Raw genomic sequence first — 18,147 nt, 5'->3', positions numbered from 1 at the left:
ACGGGACGGGACACGGTTGTGAGGATCGCGGACTGCGATCCTGATGGTCGAGCCCCGTTACCGTCCGCTCGGGGCTGCGCCGCTGCCGGTGGCACCGTTGCCGGTGCTGTTGTCGCCCGCAGGGGCGCCGGGGGACGAGGTGTTGCCGTTGGGCGTGCTCTGCGCGGCGGCTATCCCGGCGCTGCCGGCGACGAGGGCGAGAGCGAGCAGGGCGGATTGAACGGTTCGGCTGGTCATGGCTCTCCTGGATCCCGATCGGATTCTCGACGTGCCGGCCCATGCCGGCTTGCCTTCGAGAACCGCCCCCGGCCCGCCCTGTTCCCGCCTGGACGGGAGCGGCGCGAATCGGCCGCGGACCTCGGGCATGCCCGTGCAAGCATCCAGACCCGGAATGCGGCCGCGCTGCCCGGCTCGTGGATCGGGCAGCCGTTGTGCTCGGCCCGGAAGCCGGCCGAGCGGGGATAGACCACTCGGCGCGCGCGCATGATTGCGCCGAGCGGACGATGGGCGGCGAGGTCGTGCCAAGGACGGAGGACGAGGCCGTCATCGCGAGCCCGCGCCTTCGCGTCGCTCCAGGCCTCCTGACGCGGCACGGTGATGCGCGCCACAGGGGGCGATAGGGGCTCTCGGCCTCGGGCCAGGGGACCGAGGCGTCCTCGACCGGCATCGTCTCGCAATTGGTGAGGAGTTGAGCCCAGATTTCCCAGACGCCCGCCTGCGCGGCGAAGAAGGCCGCGACCGCCTCGCGCAGGCCGTTCGGCTGGCCGTTGACGTTCAGGGCGGCGCCCGTGAGCGCGGTCAGTTCGGGCGAGACCGGCGCCACCGCGACCTTCGCGACGTAATCGCCCCAGCGCAGGGGCGCCTGGCTGTAGAAGGTCTCGCCCAGGATGTGGGTTTCGGGATGACCGCCGAGGGCGATGACTGTCGGGCTTTTCGTGCCGAGTCCCTCAAGCACCGCTTCGACGCCGCGCAGCAGGGCCGAGAAGCCCTTCTTGAACACCTGCGGGGTGTCGGTGGCACTCGCCGGCAACGCCGAGATTCCTGATGGCGAGGCCCCGGGGTGTCGACACGCTGTCGTCGAGGATGTCGCCGGGATTGGTCGAGAAGCGCAAAACCACATCGTGGCGCTCCGGCGCCGCGAAGGCGCCCTGGGCGAACGCGGGGGACAGTCCGGGCAGCACCTCCAGGGAGCCGACCAGCAGGCCGTGCGCCTTGGCATGAACCCCGCGCACCGCGTGGCCGTCATCCTTCAGGGTGATGCCCTGGATCTTGGCGAGTTGCTCGACCATGCCCGCCTGGACCACCGCCTCATCGGGCTGCGGAGCCTCCAGGTCGGGCGCGTAGCGAATGAAGGCGGTCATGGGCCTCGGGGAAGACTCGGGGGCGCCGGGCAGCGGATCCGAGCCGCAAACCGTTCGGATGCAGGCCGTTCCGGGCATTTAGGGCGGCGGGAGCTGCGGGCCGCGCCGTTTCCGCCGGGAACACCCGGCAGCCCCCCGAGCTTGTCCGAAGGTCGAGACTTGGGGCGTGGCGTGAAGGTGTTCCGGATCATGCAGGCGGCGACGGGGGCGATCCTCTGGATCGGCTCCGCGCTCGATCCCCTTGCAGCCCTCGACGCGATGGCGCGCGCAGCCGGCTTCCGCGACAGCACCCGGATCCCGAGCCACCTGCGGGCCGGAGGCCTCCATGTCGAAGAGGTGGAGGTCTGAATCCGCGCCGCGCCGAGCAACGGGCCGGGCGGCTGGACGTGCGGCTGGACGTGCGGCGCCGATATCCCATCCCGGGCTGGCGGATCGAGATGCGCTCGCCGGAACCGACCACAGCGACCGCTGTGTGCATCGGGGAGAACAGGGGGGTTGCCGACAAGTGTAGCGATGCCGTTCACGCGTCTTCAGGGAACGCCACGGAGGGTACGGCATGAACTCCGCCGATCCGACACCGCGCCTGCTCGCGGCCGGGGCGTCCCTCACCGGGACCGGCATCCTGATGTGCCGGACCGAGCCGTCCTGGGACGGGATCCTCATCGGCCTGCTTTGCCTCGGGCTCTGGGCCCTCGGAACCCTCGCGACACGTCCGGGGCCCGTGACGCGGCCCACACGGACGATGCGGCCGGTCCTCCTTGAGGCGGTCGTCGTCGAGCGCCCCCGACCCCCGCCCCTGTTGCTGCCCGCGCCCCGGACCTCGGCCGACGACCGGGCCGGATCGAGCCCATCCCGCCTGCCGGACAGGCCGACGCACCGCCCACGCGTCATCGGGCGCCGGCGCGGCTAGGGCCCCATGGCCGGCCCGGGATGCCGCTGACCCGGCGGGCGAGCAGGGGCGAGAACCGCGCTTCGAGAGCCTTGAGACGTGTCACCGGGGTGCCCCGGCGACGGCCGGGGCGGGCGCGAAGACCGCGGCTGGGAGCCCCGCCCGCGCCGAAGGAATCTGGTAAGGAGGTGAGCCAGTCATCGATCCCAAGCCGGCCGGATGTCCTGCGGCGTCCTCGCCATCCGGACCGACAAACGGCCGCCGTCCGGAATCCTGCATCGCCGCGCCGGCTCTGGCGGCGCGCCGCCCCCATGACCGGCCAGGAGATCGCCATGGCCCCGATCGAGACCCCGGTGCCCTACCGGCTTCAATGCATCGTCCACCGGGAGAGTGCCGGCGGCATCATTATCCACGACGAGCAGATTCCCGGCGCCACCGACGAAGCGGCGGTCGCCACCGCGAAGGCACGCTTCACGCAGCTGCTCTCCGGCCGGTCGGGCTCGGCGGCTCTGAGGGACCCCGCAGGCCGGGTCGTCTGGTCTGCCCGGCAGACGCCGCCGCCCGGCACGGTGGAATCCGGCATCCCGTAGGACACCTCCCGGCGGGGTCAGGGGGTGTGGCGCGCCTCGAGATCGATCACCGGGCCGCCCAGATCGAAGAACTCATCCTCGTACGGGAGCAGGTCCTGCGGTTCCTCAGCCTCCCGCCCCCCGAACGGCAGGAGCGCGGACAGGACTCCGAGGCAGAGCGCTCCGGCAACGAGGGCAATCATAATCGCGAAGCTCATCACGGAACACTCAGGCGAAGCCGACGGCGGCATCAGGCCGTCGGAAGATTAAGGCCCGGTTCCCGCACGCCGCAATCGTTCATGGCCGTCCGCGCGACCGCGGATCGACCGTTCTGCACTCTGAACGGCGCCCCGAACGCCCCGAAGCGCCACGAAGCGCCACGGGGGCACCGCTGGCGCACCGTTGCGGGGCGCATTCGAGGATTGGACCGGCCCCGGCGCGGCCCGGGTGATTCGGATGCGGAATCACCGTGGCGTCGTGACCGCATCCTGACGGTGCTCGACCTCGTCGCGCACACCGCGGCCGGCCATGAGGATCTCGGTCATGAACGCCGCGATCGCCGCCACCGTACAGATCAGCGCCGCGCCGAAGCAGGCGAACAGGACGGAGGCGGTCGCCGCGTCGCGCAGGGCCCCGACGAACAGGGTCAGCACCGCCAGGCCGATCAGCCCGCCTCCGAGCGAGGCCAGGACCACCGCCACGTCCAGCACGAAGGAGCGCCGCCGCAGGAAAGTCAGACGGCGGGTGAGGCGGACAGCCTCGGCGGCCGTGGCCCGGGCGGTCTCCGCCGAGAGGCTGTCGACCTTGTCGGAGATCCGGCCGAGTCGGGTCGAGAACACGTTGAGCAGCGTCGCCAGGGCCGACAGCAGGAAGGCGGGCGCGAGCGCCACCTGGATGATGTGCGCGACGCTGTCAGGCTCGGTCGCATTGAGGGAGAAGCCGAACATCGACGCGCTACGCTCGCGGACATTTCATGTCCCGGCGCGGCCGGGCATCGGTGCGGATGGAGGCGCGGGTGCGCACGGGTCCCGGGCGGAGCAGCCTACCATAGGAGCCCCTCCGCCTGCAGCCCGGCCACCAGCAGGAACAGCGCCGAGAGGAACGCGACCGCGATGTAGGGGGCCGGCGTGTCCGTCACCGAAGCCTCCCGGCAGGCGTGGGGCACAGATGCCCGATCCCGATACGGGCCGGGAGGACCGGCATCGAAGGCAGCGCGACGGGTCCCATGCGCGTCTCCTGAACTCTCCACCGATGACGAGGCCGGGCAGATAGGGCCTGATATGCGCCGGGAAAGCCGCGGCCGTTCGGCCGTGCGGCGGCCGCAGGTTCTTCCCCACAGGCCGGGCGGAGCGGGTCCGCACCGGGAGCCGGCACCGGGTCTTGCGCGAGATCTGCGGCGCCCCGGGAGATCGATCGGTCCATGGGGCCGCGGCCGGACTCACGGTCGTCCGCCCGAGATCCGGATCCGGCCGGGCCCCCTATTCGCGCGGGCGCATCCGCCGTCGGACGCCGGAAGATCAGGGCCGGGCCGGCGCGAACCCGACGGGCAACGATCCGATACGCTCCCGGACCGGAGCAGATCTCCCGCCTCGCGCAAGCGGGCAATCCGGGGGACCGATCTGGGCTGTTCGTAAATTAATGTTAACCGCTCTTCGGGTCGCAGACGGACTTGCGGGCCGCCTGCCGGTAGGCTCTAGTGAATGTCGAAGCTTCCTGGTTGGTCCTGGGAACGTTTACGAACGAACTTCAGCCCCGTCCGCACCGCGCGGCGGGGCTTTTTGTTCTCGGAAACACTCCGATACACATGGTTGAGAGCGCTTCGACCAATCCCGATCGGGATGTGCCGCAGCACACTTGGCTGTCTTGGCGGGAGGGCCCGTATCCGGGCTGTTGCGGCGACGCACTATCGCCCTGGCGCGCCCTGTCGTTCTGTCCGCCCCGCACACATCCCGCACAACGGGAGACAGAGGACCAGATGATCAAGAAGCTTCTTCTCGCGAGCGCCGCCACGGCCCTCCTGACCGGCGCCGCCTCGGCCGCCGACCTGCCGCGCCGCGCCGCCCCGCCGCCGGTCTTCACCCCCGTCCCGGTCTTCACCTGGACCGGCGCCTATTTCGGTATCAACGCCGGCTACGCCTTCGACGCCAGCAGCAACAACACCAACAGCTTCGCCGTGCCCTTCCCGTACGGCAACGGCACCACCGCCTTCTTCAACCAGCGCAACCAGGAAGGCTTCTCCGGCGGCGGCCAGGTTGGCTACAACTTCCAGTTCACCCCCGGCTCCGGCATCGTCGTCGGTATCGAGGCGGACGCCCAGTACCTCGACTTCGGCCGGAACCGGAACAACGCCTTCGTCGTCGGCCCGCTGGCTCCCGGCTACTACGTCACCGACCCGCGCGGCCTCTCCAGCCTCGACTTCTTCGGCACCGTCCGCGGCCGCATCGGTTACGCCTTCGATCGCGTGCTGTTCTACGGCACCGGCGGCTTCGCCTACGGTTCGGGCAGCGCCGACCGCGCCTTCGGCGGCTTCGCCGGCAATGACAGCTTCCGCACCGGCTACGCCGTCGGCGGCGGCATCGAGTACGCGCTGCCCACCGACTCCTTCCTGAACTTCTTCCGCTCCTCGGCCGTGACGCTCAAGGTCGAAGGCCTGTACGTCAACCTCGACCGCAACACCCGCAACCAGGGCGCGTTCGTCATCAACGCCGCCAACAACTTCCCGGTGGCGTACAACACCATTGGCCGCCGCGATGACGAGTTCGCCGTCGTCCGCGCCGGCCTGAACTACAAGTTCGGCTCGTACTGAGATCCTCGCGCGATCGCGCCCCCCGCGCCGCGGGGGGCTGCGTCCCGGCCACCGGGACAGCGCGAGGCCCTCTGAGCAGGCCGTATCCTTTCTCGACCTGAGCATCCCCAGCCCGATCAAACTGGCCGCTTGAGCCGAGGAGCGTCCCGGGAGTCATTCCCGGGACGTCTTGCCCGGGACGTCTTGCGTCCTGGCGATGGCCGTCCGCGTCACGCCTCAGGCGTGGACCGCGTGTTCCAGTTGCGCCTTCGACATCCGCGACCGGCCAGGCACGTTCTGAGCGCGGGCCTTGCGCATGAGCTCGGCCTTTGTCGGCTCCGACCGGCTGGAGCCCTTGCCGGACGTCTTGCCCTGTCCGGCAGACCTGCCGTCCTTCCTGCCTTCCTTGCGCGCCGCGGCGGCCTTCTCGGCGGCGGCCTCCGGCTGCTTCGAGAACTGCTTGCCCTTGCGGGTATCGGCCCGCTTCTTGGCCGTGCTGGCGGCATATTCCTTGTCCGTCAGACTCTCGCGGGCCTTCTTGGGCAGGTACCGTTCACCGGTCTTGCCGCTCTCTTCGCCCGATTTCGTGCCCCACTCCTCGTCGGTCCATTGCCGGAGATGATTGTCGGCCGTTTTCTTGCCGGCATAGCCACCGCCTTCCTTCTTGTATTCGGCGGTCGCCATCTGTGCCTTGCGCGCCGACCACTGGCCAGGCTTGCCACCCTTGTCCGATTTCGTGACTTGCGTCTTGACCTTCTCCCACAGCTTGGGGTCGGTCTTCTTCGCTGTACCCGACATCGTCGCGCCTCGTGAAAAAGATTTGGCAGACAACACGAGCCCTGCGGCTCTGTTCCTGCGGCGCGTTCACTCCCCGCGCCCCGCCCGGTACGGTCCCGCGCCCCGGCGCCCCGCGATGCCATCCCCGGGAAGGGGACGCGTCTCGGAGCGGAGCGGGATCGGCCCGACGGCGGCCAGGATTGAGCGCCTTTCAAGGCGCGGGAACGGGAGCGGAAGACGCAGCAGCCCGATCCGGCGCAAGCCCCTGCGCAAGCCCCTGAGCAAGCCCCTGTGCGAGCCGAAGGGCGTCATCGTCGGCGGCCGAGGCCCCCCATCCGCAGCGCCTCAGGAGCCTTCGATCACGCCGGTTCGGACCGGAAGTCTGCTCTCGGCGGTCGCCGCCGGAGGGTTCCGGAATGTTTGTTTCTGGACGGTTATGGCGGAGGTCAGCCCACATTCAGGCGAGACGACCATTCTATCGTGGCCTTGTGTCGGTCCCGACCGGCACAAATCGAACAGAAGGTCAGATCATGATGCACGTGAAGATGTTCGCGGCGACCGCGGCCGTCATCGGCGGCCTCGGCCTCGTCTCCGCCAGCGCGGCGCCCCTGGCACCCGCCGGAGCCGCCGCGATCACCGGCCCCGCGTCTGTCAGCACCGTCGCCTTCGGCTGTGGACCCGGCTGGGCGCCCGGCCCGTACGGGCGCTGCCGGCCGATCTACCGTCGTCCGCGCTTCTACGGCCCCCGCTGCTTCTTCCGCCCGACTCCCTGGGGCCCGCGGCGGGTCTGCCGCTACTGATCCGACGGCTCGGGATCGATCGCGGCACCGAACCGTGACGCGAGCCGCGAGCTGATCCAGGGGCAGGCGCCGTCTCCGAGGAGGCGGCCCTGCCCCTTCCCGTTGGAAGGGACGCGAACGCCCGGGATCGCGCATCCGGCCCGTGCCGCCAGGCAGGTCGGGGCCCGGCCGCAGAGCCGCGCGCCGTCGGACCGAAAGTCCCGGCGCGGGGCGGGAATAAATCCCGCCGCCCACCGGTTCCTGATCGTGTGGCACGACGCTGCGGTCTGGAGCACGAGGGTCGGGACCCCATGGCTTCGCAGGCTCTCGACGGGGCGGGCCCGGCCCGGCCGCCGACATGACGACCCTGGCGCGGGCGCGCTTCAGCCAGTTCGTCCTGCCGCGCCTCGACGAGGGTTACCGGCTCGCGCACTGGCTCACCGGAAATGCCACCGACGCCGAGGACGTGATGCAGGAGGCGTGTCTGCGCGCGTACCGGGCGATCGAGGGGTTCGCCGAAGGCAATGCCCGCGCCTGGTTCCTGACGATCGTCCGCAACACCGGCTATTCCTGGCTGCAGCGGCACCGGCCGCGGGCGGTGGTCTTCGCCGACGACCTCGCCCCCGAAGCCCGCGCCGAACTGGAGACCGGAGGCGCCCTGGCCGAGGCCCCGGAGACGCCCGAGTCGACCCTCATCGCCCGCGACGAGGCGGGGCAGCTCGCCCGGGCGGTCGGGTCCCTGCCGGTGGCCTTCCGGGAGGCGCTGATCCTGCGCGAGTACCACGGCCTCAGCTATCGGGAGATCGCCGCGGTGACCGGCGTCCCGATCGGAACCGTGATGTCGCGCCTCGGCCGCGCGCGGCAGCATCTGCTTGTACGGCTCGCGAAGGACGGGCGATGACCGACGACGAGACCCTTCAGCTCCTCAGCGCCTACGCGGACGGCGAACTGTCCCCTGGCGAAGTCCTGGCCATGGAGCGCCGTCTCGCCGCGGACCCCGCGGCGCGGGCGATGGCGGAGCGCCTCCGCGACCTCTCGCGCGCCCTGCGCGGCCCTCTGGCGGGACCGTCGGCCCCGGAGACCCTGCGGGCGGGCGTGATCGAGCAGATCGGCTTCTCCGATCCGCCCCCATCCCGCACCCGGCTCGGCTCCTGGCAGGTGCTGGCCGCTACGCTGCTCCTCGGTCTCGCCGGCGGCGCCGCGCTCGGCGCCGGGGCCGTCTATCTCGACCGCCCCGGCGGCGCCCCCGATACGGGCGCGTCCGTGCTCGCCGGCCACCTCCGCGGCCTCGCGGCGCCCCAGCCCTTCGACGTCGCCTCCTCGGACCGGCACGTGGTGAAACCCTGGTTCAACGGACGGACCACCATCGCGCCCGAGGCTCCGGATCTGTCGGACCGGGGCTTCCCGTTGATCGGCGGCCGGGTCGACATCGTCGCCGGCACCCCCGTGCCGACCCTGGTCTATCGCCGCGACCGGCACGTGATCAGCGTCACGGTGGTCTCCGCCGCCGACGGGGCTGCGGACGGCGAGGGACGGCGGGACGGGTCCACGATCGAGCGCTGGCACCTCGGCGACCTCACCTACTGGGCGGTGTCGGACCTCAACCCGCGCGACCTGCGCGCCTTCGCCGACCTGTTCCGGTCTCGGGCCGGCGGACGCCCGAGCTGAAACGGGAATAATCGGCATTTCCGACGGGTTGTTACTGATATCGGGGAGTCGATGCGGCGAGGAACCTGGCGTGATCAGTCAATCGCACATGAACATCCGCAGAACCGGGGGCATGCCGGAGGCCGGCCCGGTGCACGCGCGGCGGTCCCAGTCCGGCGGCGCCCCCACCGTCCCGGACGCGTTCGTGGTGGAGGCCGCACTCCACCTCCTGGCGGAGCATCTCGAACAGGGGCTGGCCGTGACCGACCGGAGCGGTCGGCCCTATTTCCTGAACCGGGCTGCGCAATCCCTCATCGACCGGGGCCTTCTGCGCCTCGAGCACGGCGGCCTGCGCGGCGCGGGGCCGGAGGACAGCGCGACGCTCCGCCGCGTCATCGACCGCTGCGCCGCCGGCCAGCGCGGCGCCGCGGTGCGCCTGGACGGCCCCGACGGGACACTCCTGGTCGCCGCCTGCGCGATCCCCGGGGCCTTCCGCCCGATCGCCGAGGGCGCGGTTCTCCTGCGCCTCATCGACCCCGCGGCGCCACGCCTGCCGGATCCCGGCGTTCTGCAGGATCAGTTCGGTTTTACCCCCGCGGAGGCGGCCCTGGCCATCGACATCCTGGCGGGGAACGACCTCGCGGCGAGCGCGACGCGCCGCCAGATCACCCGGAACACGGCACGCGTGCACCTGCGTCACCTCTTCGAGAAGACGGGGACGCGCCGCCAGGCCGAGTTGATGCGCCTGCTCCTGCTCTGCCCGCAGCCGATCGCGGGTGTGTAGAGCCGTCCTCGGTTTCCCGTGCGGGACGGAGGGGCGTCGTCTGGACCGGCAGTGCCTGCCCCGTCAGACGGCAGGCCGCAACAGGCTCGTCCCCGGCAAACAAGTCTATTTCGACAACACGCAGTAACCTGAACAGGTGATGCGAGAAAGAGACGATTCATCGACACTGATCCGGCCGAAATTGGATAAAGAACCAACTTTTGGGCACAACGGAGACCAGATCATGATCCTCTCGTTCGTTAGATACATTCGAAAAAACCGCATCGCCGCGCGAAACATGCGCATCTTATCGGCCCTCGACGACGATATGCTGAGCGATATCGGGCTCGACCGGCGCACGCTCCGCGCCTTCTGCGAGAACGGCTGTTCGCACATGCTGGCCCGGCCGGGCCAGCCGGAGGCATCCCGGACGGTCGCGCTGCCCAGGACGCTCGGGATCGCCGTCCGCTGAACCGGCCAGACCCCTTCAGGCCCGCTCAGATCGCGATGCAGATCTTGCCGAAGTGGCGGTTGCTTTCCTGGTGGCGGAACGCCGCCACGAGCTCGTCGAGGGGGTAGCGGCTGTCGACCACCGGCCGCAGGCCGCAGGCTTCGATGCCGCGGACCATCTCGATCTGGTGGCGGCGGCTGCCGACCAGCACGCCCTGCAGGCGGATCTGCTTCAGGAGCGCCGGCACCAGGGGCAATTCCCCGGCCACGCCCGACAGGATGCCGATCACCGAGATGTGGCCGGCGACGCGGACGGCGGCCATGGACTGCTCCAGCGTCGCCGGACCGCCGACGTCGACGACGTGGTCGACGCCGCGCCCATCGGTCAGCCGCCGGGCGGTCTCGCCCCAGGCCGGGTCGGCGCGGTAGTTGATGACGTGGTCGGCGCCGAGCCCGCGCAGGCGCTCCAGCTTGTCGTCGCTGGACGAGGTGGCGATCACCGTGGCCCCCGCCGCCTTGGCGAATTGCAGGGCGAACAGCGACACGCCGCCGGTCCCCTGCACCAGCACGACGTCACCGCTCTTCAGGCCGGCATCGGCGTGGAGCGCGCGCCATGCGGTGAGCGCCGCGGTGGTCAGGGTCGCCGCCTCGGCGTGGTCCCAGCCCTTCGGCGCGTGGGTGAAGGCGCTGGCCGGCGCGGTGACCCGCTCCCGGGCATAGCCGTCGACCCCGTCGCCCGGCACGGTGGCGAAGCCCTCGACCCGCGGCGTGCCCTCGGTCCAGGTCGGGAAGAACGTGCTGACCACCCGGTCGCCGACCGCGAAGTCGTTCGGGCCGGGTCCCACGGCCTCGACCTCGCCGGCGCCGTCCGACATCGGGACGCGCGGCTCGCTCGGCCCCCACATCCCGCTGACCACGGCATAGTCGTGATAGTTGAGGGAACTCGCCCGCAGGCGGACGGTGATCGCGCCGGGCCCCGGCTCGGGCACCGGCCGCTCCCCGAAAGTCACCTTGTCGAAGCCGCCGCCCGGCTGGACGATGACGGCCCGGGCTGTCGATCCGGTCATGATGCACCTGTCGCTCCGCGGCCGCGGCCGCCGGGAGACGGACACTGGCAGGCCCCACGCCCGGCGTCGAGACGACGGACGGGGACCGTCCGCCGCGGGGGCCGGGGCGGACGGCCCGCAAAGGGCGCTCCGGTCCGGGACCGGCGCGCCCAGGAGCCGCGCGCAGGAGCCGGGCGCAGGAGCCGGGCGCATGCCCCTCCCGCCCTTGCCGCTCCGCGACGCCAGCGGCAAGGTCGCGGATCGCATCCCGTCCGTGGAAGGAGCACAGACCGTGTCGACCGAGCGCGTCGTTCTGACCGAAAGCATAGCGCCGACGGCGTCCAGGATCTTCACGCAGGCCGGGATCGGCGACATCCGCCAGCTGCCTCGTGCCGTCAGCCCCGATGATACCCGGGATCTGGCCGACGTCACCGTCCTCGGCATCCGCTCCCGCACGCACGTCACCGCCGCGCTGCTCGACGCCCTGCCCGATCTCACCGCCATCGGCTGCTTCAGCGTCGGGACCAATCAGGTCGACCTCGAGACGGCGCGCGCCCGGGGCGTGCCCGTCTTCAACGCGCCGTTCTCGAACACGCGCAGCGTCGCCGAACTCACGATCGGCGAGATCGTGATGCTGCTCCGGCGCATCCTGCCGCGCTCGATCGCCGCCCATGCCGGCGGCTGGGACAAGTCGGCCTCCGGCGCCTTCGAGGTGCGCGGCAAGACGCTGGGGATCGTCGGCTACGGAAACATCGGCGCGCAGCTCTCGAACCTCGCGGAGGCGATGGGCATGCGCGTGATCTTCTACGATCTGACCGACAAGCTGCGTCACGGGAACACCGAGCCGGCCGAGAGCTTCGACGCGCTGCTCGCCGCCAGCGACGTGGTCAGCCTGCACGTCCCGGAGACGCCGCTGACCCACGGGCTCATGGGCGCGGAGCGCATCCGCGCGATGAAGCCCGGCGCCTACCTCATCAACAACAGCCGGGGCACGGTCGTGGACCTGGACGCCCTGGCGGCGGCCCTGCGCGACGGCCATCTCGCCGGAGCCGCGATCGACGTCTTCCCGGTCGAGCCCACCTCCAACGCGGAACGCTTCGTCTCGCCCCTGCAGGGGCTGCCGAACGTCATCCTCACCCCGCATATCGGCGGCTCGACGGAGGAGGCGCAGGATCGGATCGGCGCGGAGGTGGCCCGCAAGCTGGTCGACTACGCCCAGACCGGCTCGACGCTCGGCGCGGTGAATTTCCCGCAGGTTCAGCTGCCGCCGCGCCGGTCCGGCGCCCGCTTCCTCCACGTCCACCGGAACGTGCCCGGCGTGCTCGGGCAGATCAACGCGGTCTTCTCGGGCCGGTCGCTCAACATCGACGCGCAGTACCTGCAGACGGACGGCGAGTACGGCTACGTCGTGGTGGACGCGTCGGTGGGGCCTGGCGAGGCGGACGCGGTACTCGGCGCGCTACGGGCCATCGACGGTACGGTGCGGACGCGGCACCTCCGGCCGGCGGTGGCGTGAGGCTGACGCCGACGGCTGCCCCACCTCGTCGCCCCGTGCGGGCGACGAGGTCCACACCGCTGCGCGTGCGCCTCCCACAGAGCTCGGGCTCGCCCGAGATCTGTTCCTGGCAAGCCCGCACGGGCGAGGGGACCCGCGCCCCGTCCTGAGACCCATGGGCGAGACCCGAAATCGCGTCGCCGCCCTGCAGAGGACGAGCGCGGCGCGGATCCGATCGCCCCCGGGGTCAGTGCCGCGGCAGGGTGTGCAGCGCCGTCAGGAAGGCGTCGACCTCCGCGCGGGTGTTGTAGAAGGCCAGCGACACTCGCACCGACTGGTCGACCCCGAACCGGCGGAGCGCCGGCAGGGCGCAGTGATGGCCCGAACGGACCGCGATGCCGCGGGCATCGAGGTGGTGGGCGACCGCCTCGTTCTCCTGGCCTTCGATCACGAAGGACATCACGCTCGCCTTCTCCCGGGCCGTGCCGATCAGACGCAGGCCCTTCACGTCGGCAAGACCGGCCTGCGCATAGTCCAGCAGGTCGTGCTCGTAGGCGGCGATCGCCGGCAGGCCGATCCGCGCGAGGTAGTCGAGGGCCGCCCCGAGCCCCACCGCCCCGGCAATGTCGGGCGTGCCGGCCTCGAATTTTTCCGGCGCGCCCTTGTACACCGTCTTCGCGAAGGTGACGTCCTCGATCATGTGGCCGCCGCCCTGCCAGGGGGGCATCGCCGCGAGCAGGTGCGCCTTGCCGTAGAGCGCGCCGATGCCCGTCGGCCCGAACACCTTGTGGCCGGAGAAGACCAGGAAGTCGGCGTCCAGCGCCTGCACGTCGAGCGGCATGTGCGGCGCGGATTGCGCCGCATCGACCAGCACCGGCACCCCGTAGGCATGGGCGAGCTGGATGATCTCCCGCACCGGGTTCACGGTGCCGAGCGCGTTGGCCACCTGCGTCACCGAGACGATCTTGGTGCGGCCCGACAGCAAGGCCGCGTATTGCTCGAAGATGATCTCGCCCCGGTCGTTGACCGGGATCGCCCGGAGCGTCGCCCCGGTCTGCTGGGCCAGCATCTGCCAGGGCACGATGTTGGCGTGGTGCTCGATGGTCGAGACGATGATCTCGTCGCCCGGGCCGATCTGCGCCCGGCCGTAGGAATGGGCGACGAGGTTGATCGCCTCCGTGGTGCCGCGCAGGAAGACGATGTCGTCCTTGGAGGGAGCGTTGAGGAAGCGGCGCACCGCCTCGCGCCCGCCCTCGAACAGGTCGGTGGCGCGCGCCGCCAGGGTGTGGGCGGCGCGGTGGATGTTGGAATTGTGCCGGGCGTAGAACGCGTTCGTCGCGTCGATCACGGCTTTCGGCTTGTGGGTCGTCGCGGCGTTGTCGAGCCACACCAGCGGATGGCCGTTGACGCTCTGGTGCAGGGCCGGGAAGTCCCGGCGGATAGACGCCACGTCGAAGGGCGCCGCGACCGGGCTCGACCCGTGCGAGAGCGCCCGCGGCGCGGGGCCCGGCGCGCGGCTCGGCTCGACGCGCGGCGTCGCGGGAGCTGTCCGGGCCGGGCGGGGGCCGAGGGTCAGGAAGTAATAGTCCGACAGGTTGTCGGCGGCCGGTTCGGGCGCCCGCGAGAGGCGGCCGGTCCTGCGAAAGCTCTCCTGCGCCTCGTCCACGCCCGCCTGCGACGGGTCGGCCGGGACGAGGTGCGGGGCGAGCGCATGCGCGAAGGCCTGGGCGCGGGGGTGATCCGCCGCGACCTGCCGGTGCAGTTCAGGCCCGCCCGGAAACGAGATGTCCGGCAGGGCCGGAGGCGGGCTCACCGGGTGGACCGGCGGGGGCGAGATTCGGCAGGCCCGGGCCGGTGAGGCCCGGGACGCCGGCCGGCGACGCGCCGAAGGCGCGGGCCCCGAGGGCGGACAGGTCGGGCTGGATCCCCGCGGGCAGCCCGGCGGCCGGTGCCGAGGGCACGCCCACGGCACCGCTCGGCAGCGGAGCGCCGCCGAACCCCTGAGGCACGCTGTCGAGCGCCTGCGGGACCTGCGGGCCCGCGGGGAGGGTGGGGGCGAAGGGCTGTCTCGCCGCCTGCCCCTGACCGTAGATCTCGCGGGCGAGGCGCCCGACGAGATCCGCGTGCGCGAGGTCGCCCGGGCTCGCTCCGGGCACCGCGAGGGCCGTCGCCTCAGGCGTAGTCATGGTAGTTGCCCAGGAGCACGTTATCGAGGCGGGCGATCGCGTCCTCGACCAGCACGGCGGCCGAGAAGTAGCGGGTCACGAGGTGCGAGGCGATCGAGTGGTCGTTGGTGCCCATGTAGCGCACCGACAGGCCGGGCTCGATCTCGCCGGTCACCCCGGATTTCTGCAGGCCGACCACGCCCTGCTCGCCCTCGCCGACCCGCAGAAGCAGGATCGAGGTGGTCTGCGCGCCGGTCACCGGGTCGATGTCGATGGGCAGCTTGTCGCTCGGCACCAGCGGCACGCCGCGCCACGTGATGAACGGCGCGCCGAACAGGTGGACGACGACCGGCGGCACGCCCCGGCGGGTCGCCTCCCGGCCGAAGGCCGCGATGGCGCGGGGATGGGCCACGAAATAGGCGGGCTTCTTCCAGACCAGCGTCAGCAGCTCGTCGAGATCATCCGGGGTGGGCGGGCCGCCGCGGGTCGGGATGCGCTGGCGCGGACCGACCTCGTGGAGCAGGCCGAACTGCGAATTGTTCAGGAGCTCCCACTCCTCGCGCTCCTTCACGGCATCGACCGTGAGACGGATCTGCTCGCGGAGCTGGTCGATCTCGTTGGAGTAGAGGTCGGTCACCCGTGTATGGGTGTTGAGGATCGTCTGGATGGTGGAGAGGTGGTACTCGCGCGGATCGACCTCGTAATCCACGAAGGTCGTGGGCAGGCGCGGCTCGCCGGTATGGACAGCCAGCAGCTCGATGCCCTGCTCGCCGTAGGAGTTGGTGTGGCCCGTGAGGCGGTCGCGCTCCTCGCGGTACTGGGCGATCCTGGCGCGGATCTCCTCGCTCTCCACCGCGGCGGCGTCCAGCGTCAGGAGGGTCACCGCCGACAGGGCCTTCACGGCCGGGGCGGGCGCACGCTCGCCGGCCAAGCCGGCATCGCCGAAATAGTCGCCCTTCGTGGCCAGGCCCTGCCGCAGGCGGCCCTTGTAGGGGCCCGACAGGGTCAGCTCGACGGTGCCGTCGGCGACCACCGTGAGGCTGCGGCCGGAGGCGCCCTCCTCGTGGATCACATCGCCGGCCTTGTGCCGGCTCTCGGTGAACTGAGCCGCCAGGGCCGCGAGCTCCGCATCGCCCAGCCGGCTGAACAACGGCACGGCCCGCAGGGAGGCGGGGCGGATCACCCGGCGTTTGCCGTCTCCCTTGCCGTCTCCCTCTCCCTTGCCGTCTCCCTTCTCCTCGGCGGCGAGATCGATCCGGCCGGGGCGCGCCAGCACGACGGCGCGGCGGTTGACGCGGTAGACCCCGCCCGCCACGTCCACGAAGGGCAGGAGCCGGAGCAGCCAGCGCGGCGTGTTGGCCGCGTTCTGGACCGAGGTGACGGTCGCCGTCGCGAGATTGCGTGCCGCCGTGGCGCTCACGCTCAGACCCGGTCCGCTCATCGTTCGTCCTCACTCCATTCAGGGTTGCAGGCGCGCCGCATCCATCCGCAAGCAGCGGTTCGTCCCGCAGCGTATGCGGGGTCGGCGCGAGACGTCTTGATCATGACTTGATGATGATCACGGGCCGATAGACCGCATGACCGCCAGTCGAATGATGTATCTTACAGCGATCAGACAATCCTTGTCCGCCGCTTATCAGGCCTCAGTTCTTGTTCGGCCCGACAGGATCTGGATAAGGCCCGACTCGCCCAAGGGTCAACGGAATGATTTCCCCATTTTAGGCCGCTTCATAGGAATTGTACCTTTGGCATACTTGACGCAAAGGACATAGCGATCGTGCGATCGCCGGATCGAAGAATTTAGTTTCATCCCATCGGGGCGCGCGGCGCAGGCCGGGCGACTTTGTTTCACGGGAAGGATTTTCCGGCGCGCCTCAGATGCCGTCCCCGTAACCGAAGGACTGGTCCATGCTGAGCGCCGGCTCCTCGCCGACGGGCAGGCGCGAGACGACCCGGGCCGGCACGCCCGCCACGGTCGTGTGGGGCGGCACGTCCTGCAGCACCACCGCGGCGGCCGCCACCTTGGCGCCCGCGCCGACCCGGATATTGCCCAAAACCTTGGCCCCGACGCTCAGCAGCACCCCGCGCTCGATCTTGGGATGCCGGTCGCCGCTCTCCTTGCCGTTGCCGCCGAGCGTCACAGACTGGAGGATCGAGACGTCGTCGGCGATCACCGCCGTCTCGCCGATCACCACCCCGGTGGCGTGGTCGATGAACACCCCCGAGCCGATCCGGGCCGCCGGGTGGATGTCGCAGCCGAACACCTCCGAGATCCGGCTCTGGACGTGCAGCGCCAGGGTAGCCCGGCCCTGGTGCCAGAGCCAGTGGCCGACCCGGTAGGCCTCCAGCGCCGCCAGCCCCTTGTAGAACAGGAACGGATCGAGGAAGCGGCGGCAGGTCGGGTCGCGCTCGCGGATCGCCACGAGGTCGCGCACCGCGTGGGCGCCCGCCTGCGGATCCGCCTCGAAGGCCGAGAGACACAGGTCGCGCATCGACAGCCGGGCGAGGTCGCCGTCCCCGAGCCGGTGCGCGAGGCGGTAGGCGAAGGCCTGGGCCAGGGAGCGCTGGTCGAGGATCGTGGCCTGGATGATGCCGGCATAGAGCGGCTCCTCGATCAGGGCCGCCTCGGCCTCGGCGCGCAGGTCCGCCCAGACCTCGGCCTCAGCCGTGCCGCGGCTCGTGACGCGCAGCGGCGGCTGGACCACGGCCATCGTGGCCCCCGCGGGGGGCAGGGCGGCGTGATGCATCGGGCGCCGCCGGTCACCGCACGGGGCGGAACAGGTCGGGCAGATAACGTTTCAGGGTGTCGTGCCCCTGGAACTTCACGTCCACGGTGGCCGGGGCATTGCCCGGGGGGTGGATGCCCACCACACGGCCCCGGGCATGCCGCCAGATCCCCAGAATCTCCGCGAGGTCGATCCGCGCGAACACGACCTCGTCGCCCTGCATCATCCGCCCTGGGGTCATGGTGTCGGCTCTCCTTGAACGGCCGGTCGCGGCGGCCTGATTCGGCGGCCAACGGCGCCGGAACCGGGCCGGCGGCGTTGGCGGGAAGTCTTTTCCGGGCACCCCGGTCCGGCGGAGAAGGTTTCGACCGTGCGCGGGCGAAACGGGAGCATCATCTTCGCTAAGACCTTGTTATATATTGATTTTTACGCATCGCCCCTGCCTTGGCAAGCCCCGCGCGCCCGGCCTCGGGCCGGAACGGGCGTCCTCGATCGCGGCCACGATGCCGGCCCGCCCGGGCCGGACCTGAGCTTCTGCTCCAAGATGCGCCTTCGACGAACGACCTGCGCTGCAAGTCCTCGCCAATTTGGCAGCACATTCTCGGCCCCGGCCTCTAGATTGACGGTGTCGGCGCGCAGTCAACGCAGAGCCGAATGGAGGTTTGCCGTGATCGCCAGCAAGAAACGGATCGCCG

18 protein-coding genes and 2 pseudogenes are annotated in these 18,147 nt (G+C 71.0%); 10 read left to right on the top strand and 10 right to left on the bottom strand.

Annotated features, from left to right (window positions below):
* Positions 1 to 57: 57 nt before the first annotated feature.
* The gene (locus PQI07_RS25010; RefSeq protein ID WP_043355788.1) at positions 58 to 237 is read right to left on the bottom strand and encodes a hypothetical protein; all 180 of its coding nucleotides are present in this window, start codon (positions 235 to 237) and stop codon (positions 58 to 60) included.
* Positions 234 to 1,361, bottom strand: a pseudogene (locus PQI07_RS37745) (catalase family protein). Before PQI07_RS37745 ends, PQI07_RS25010 begins: the two are co-directional and overlap by 4 nt.
* A 159-nt stretch (positions 1,362 to 1,520) precedes the next feature.
* Here PQI07_RS37745 and PQI07_RS25000 point away from each other — a divergent pair.
* The 3 genes from PQI07_RS25000 to PQI07_RS24990 all read left to right on the top strand — a co-directional run bounded on the left by PQI07_RS25000 (position 1,521) and on the right by PQI07_RS24990 (position 2,840).
* Positions 1,521 to 1,709, top strand: a complete 189-nt coding sequence (locus tag PQI07_RS25000) for a hypothetical protein (RefSeq protein WP_148311233.1) — start codon at positions 1,521 to 1,523, stop codon at positions 1,707 to 1,709.
* A gap of 208 nt (positions 1,710 to 1,917) precedes the next feature.
* The gene (locus PQI07_RS24995; protein ID WP_043382308.1) at positions 1,918 to 2,271 is read left to right on the top strand and encodes a hypothetical protein; all 354 of its coding nucleotides are present in this window, start codon (positions 1,918 to 1,920) and stop codon (positions 2,269 to 2,271) included.
* Between the two features lie 311 nt (positions 2,272 to 2,582).
* Positions 2,583 to 2,840, top strand: a complete 258-nt coding sequence (locus PQI07_RS24990; RefSeq protein ID WP_043756558.1) for a hypothetical protein — start codon at positions 2,583 to 2,585, stop codon at positions 2,838 to 2,840.
* 17 nt (positions 2,841 to 2,857) lie between these two features.
* Here PQI07_RS24990 and PQI07_RS24985 read toward each other — a convergent pair whose 3' ends face one another.
* Both PQI07_RS24985 and PQI07_RS24980 read right to left on the bottom strand, forming a co-directional pair.
* Positions 2,858 to 3,037 carry a hypothetical protein gene (locus PQI07_RS24985; RefSeq protein WP_043355784.1) on the bottom strand — a complete coding sequence of 60 codons (180 nt, stop codon included), beginning with the start codon at positions 3,035 to 3,037 and terminating at the stop codon, positions 2,858 to 2,860.
* Positions 3,038 to 3,283: 246 nt separating this feature from the next.
* Positions 3,284 to 3,766 (bottom strand): DUF2721 domain-containing protein, encoded by a 483-nt coding sequence (locus tag PQI07_RS24980; RefSeq protein WP_043355782.1) that lies wholly within the window; start codon positions 3,764 to 3,766, stop codon positions 3,284 to 3,286.
* Positions 3,767 to 4,794: 1,028 nt separating this feature from the next.
* On the opposite strand from PQI07_RS24980, the gene PQI07_RS24975 reads away from it, so the two are divergent.
* Positions 4,795 to 5,625, top strand: a complete 831-nt coding sequence (locus tag PQI07_RS24975; RefSeq protein ID WP_274927637.1) for an outer membrane protein — start codon at positions 4,795 to 4,797, stop codon at positions 5,623 to 5,625.
* A gap of 216 nt (positions 5,626 to 5,841) precedes the next feature.
* On the opposite strand, the gene PQI07_RS24970 is transcribed toward PQI07_RS24975, so the two are convergent.
* Positions 5,842 to 6,402, bottom strand: a complete 561-nt coding sequence (locus PQI07_RS24970; RefSeq protein ID WP_274927636.1) for a hypothetical protein — start codon at positions 6,400 to 6,402, stop codon at positions 5,842 to 5,844.
* A gap of 509 nt (positions 6,403 to 6,911) precedes the next feature.
* Here PQI07_RS24970 and PQI07_RS24965 point away from each other — a divergent pair.
* The 5 genes from PQI07_RS24965 (at position 6,912) to PQI07_RS24945 (ending at position 10,042) form a co-directional block, all read left to right on the top strand.
* Positions 6,912 to 7,181, top strand: coding sequence for a GCG_CRPN prefix-to-repeats domain-containing protein (locus PQI07_RS24965; protein ID WP_043756560.1), 270 nt, complete (start codon positions 6,912 to 6,914; stop codon positions 7,179 to 7,181).
* A gap of 337 nt (positions 7,182 to 7,518) precedes the next feature.
* A complete protein-coding gene (locus tag PQI07_RS24960; protein WP_043389281.1) occupies positions 7,519 to 8,061 on the top strand; it encodes a sigma-70 family RNA polymerase sigma factor in 543 nt (180 codons plus the stop codon).
* Positions 8,058 to 8,828, top strand: a complete 771-nt coding sequence (locus PQI07_RS24955) for an anti-sigma factor family protein (protein WP_043354133.1) — start codon at positions 8,058 to 8,060, stop codon at positions 8,826 to 8,828. The genes PQI07_RS24960 and PQI07_RS24955 overlap by 4 nt, the downstream gene beginning before the upstream one ends.
* A 70-nt stretch (positions 8,829 to 8,898) precedes the next feature.
* Positions 8,899 to 9,591 carry a helix-turn-helix transcriptional regulator gene (locus PQI07_RS24950; protein ID WP_043389287.1) on the top strand — a complete coding sequence of 231 codons (693 nt, stop codon included), beginning with the start codon at positions 8,899 to 8,901 and terminating at the stop codon, positions 9,589 to 9,591.
* A 139-nt stretch (positions 9,592 to 9,730) separates the two neighbouring features.
* Positions 9,731 to 10,042, top strand: a complete 312-nt coding sequence (locus tag PQI07_RS24945) for a DUF1127 domain-containing protein (protein WP_274927635.1) — start codon at positions 9,731 to 9,733, stop codon at positions 10,040 to 10,042.
* Positions 10,043 to 10,067: 25 nt separating this feature from the next.
* Here the strand turns inward: PQI07_RS24945 and PQI07_RS24940 are convergent, their stop codons facing one another.
* A complete protein-coding gene (locus tag PQI07_RS24940; protein ID WP_043354137.1) occupies positions 10,068 to 11,087 on the bottom strand; it encodes a zinc-dependent alcohol dehydrogenase family protein in 1,020 nt (339 codons plus the stop codon).
* A gap of 271 nt (positions 11,088 to 11,358) precedes the next feature.
* Between PQI07_RS24940 and serA the strand changes: the two genes are divergently transcribed.
* Complete coding sequence (gene serA, locus PQI07_RS24935) at positions 11,359 to 12,582, top strand: phosphoglycerate dehydrogenase (RefSeq protein ID WP_081948924.1); 1,224 nt, start codon at positions 11,359 to 11,361, stop codon at positions 12,580 to 12,582.
* A gap of 226 nt (positions 12,583 to 12,808) precedes the next feature.
* Here serA and PQI07_RS24930 read toward each other — a convergent pair.
* The 4 genes and pseudogenes from PQI07_RS24930 to PQI07_RS24915 form a co-directional block, all read right to left on the bottom strand.
* Positions 12,809 to 14,747 (bottom strand): annotated as a pseudogene (locus PQI07_RS24930) (family 2A encapsulin nanocompartment cargo protein cysteine desulfurase).
* Positions 14,734 to 16,167 carry a family 2B encapsulin nanocompartment shell protein gene (locus tag PQI07_RS24925; RefSeq protein ID WP_043389294.1) on the bottom strand — a complete coding sequence of 478 codons (1,434 nt, stop codon included), beginning with the start codon at positions 16,165 to 16,167 and terminating at the stop codon, positions 14,734 to 14,736. Before PQI07_RS24925 ends, PQI07_RS24930 begins: the two are co-directional and overlap by 14 nt.
* A gap of 433 nt (positions 16,168 to 16,600) precedes the next feature.
* Positions 16,601 to 17,473 (bottom strand): serine O-acetyltransferase, encoded by an 873-nt coding sequence (gene cysE, locus PQI07_RS24920; protein WP_274927634.1) that lies wholly within the window; start codon positions 17,471 to 17,473, stop codon positions 16,601 to 16,603.
* Positions 17,474 to 17,486: 13 nt separating this feature from the next.
* Positions 17,487 to 17,693: a hypothetical protein gene (locus tag PQI07_RS24915; RefSeq protein WP_043354144.1), complete on the bottom strand. Its 207-nt coding sequence runs from the start codon at positions 17,691 to 17,693 to the stop codon at positions 17,487 to 17,489.
* Positions 17,694 to 18,147: the final 454 nt, after the last annotated feature.

It is taken from the genome of Methylobacterium sp. 092160098-2 (assembly GCF_028920805.1).
Taxonomy (GTDB): Bacteria; Pseudomonadota; Alphaproteobacteria; order Rhizobiales; family Beijerinckiaceae; genus Methylobacterium; species Methylobacterium fujisawaense.
The sequence above is the reverse complement of the archived record's forward strand: the minus strand, read 5'-3'. Positions and strand labels throughout refer to the sequence as shown.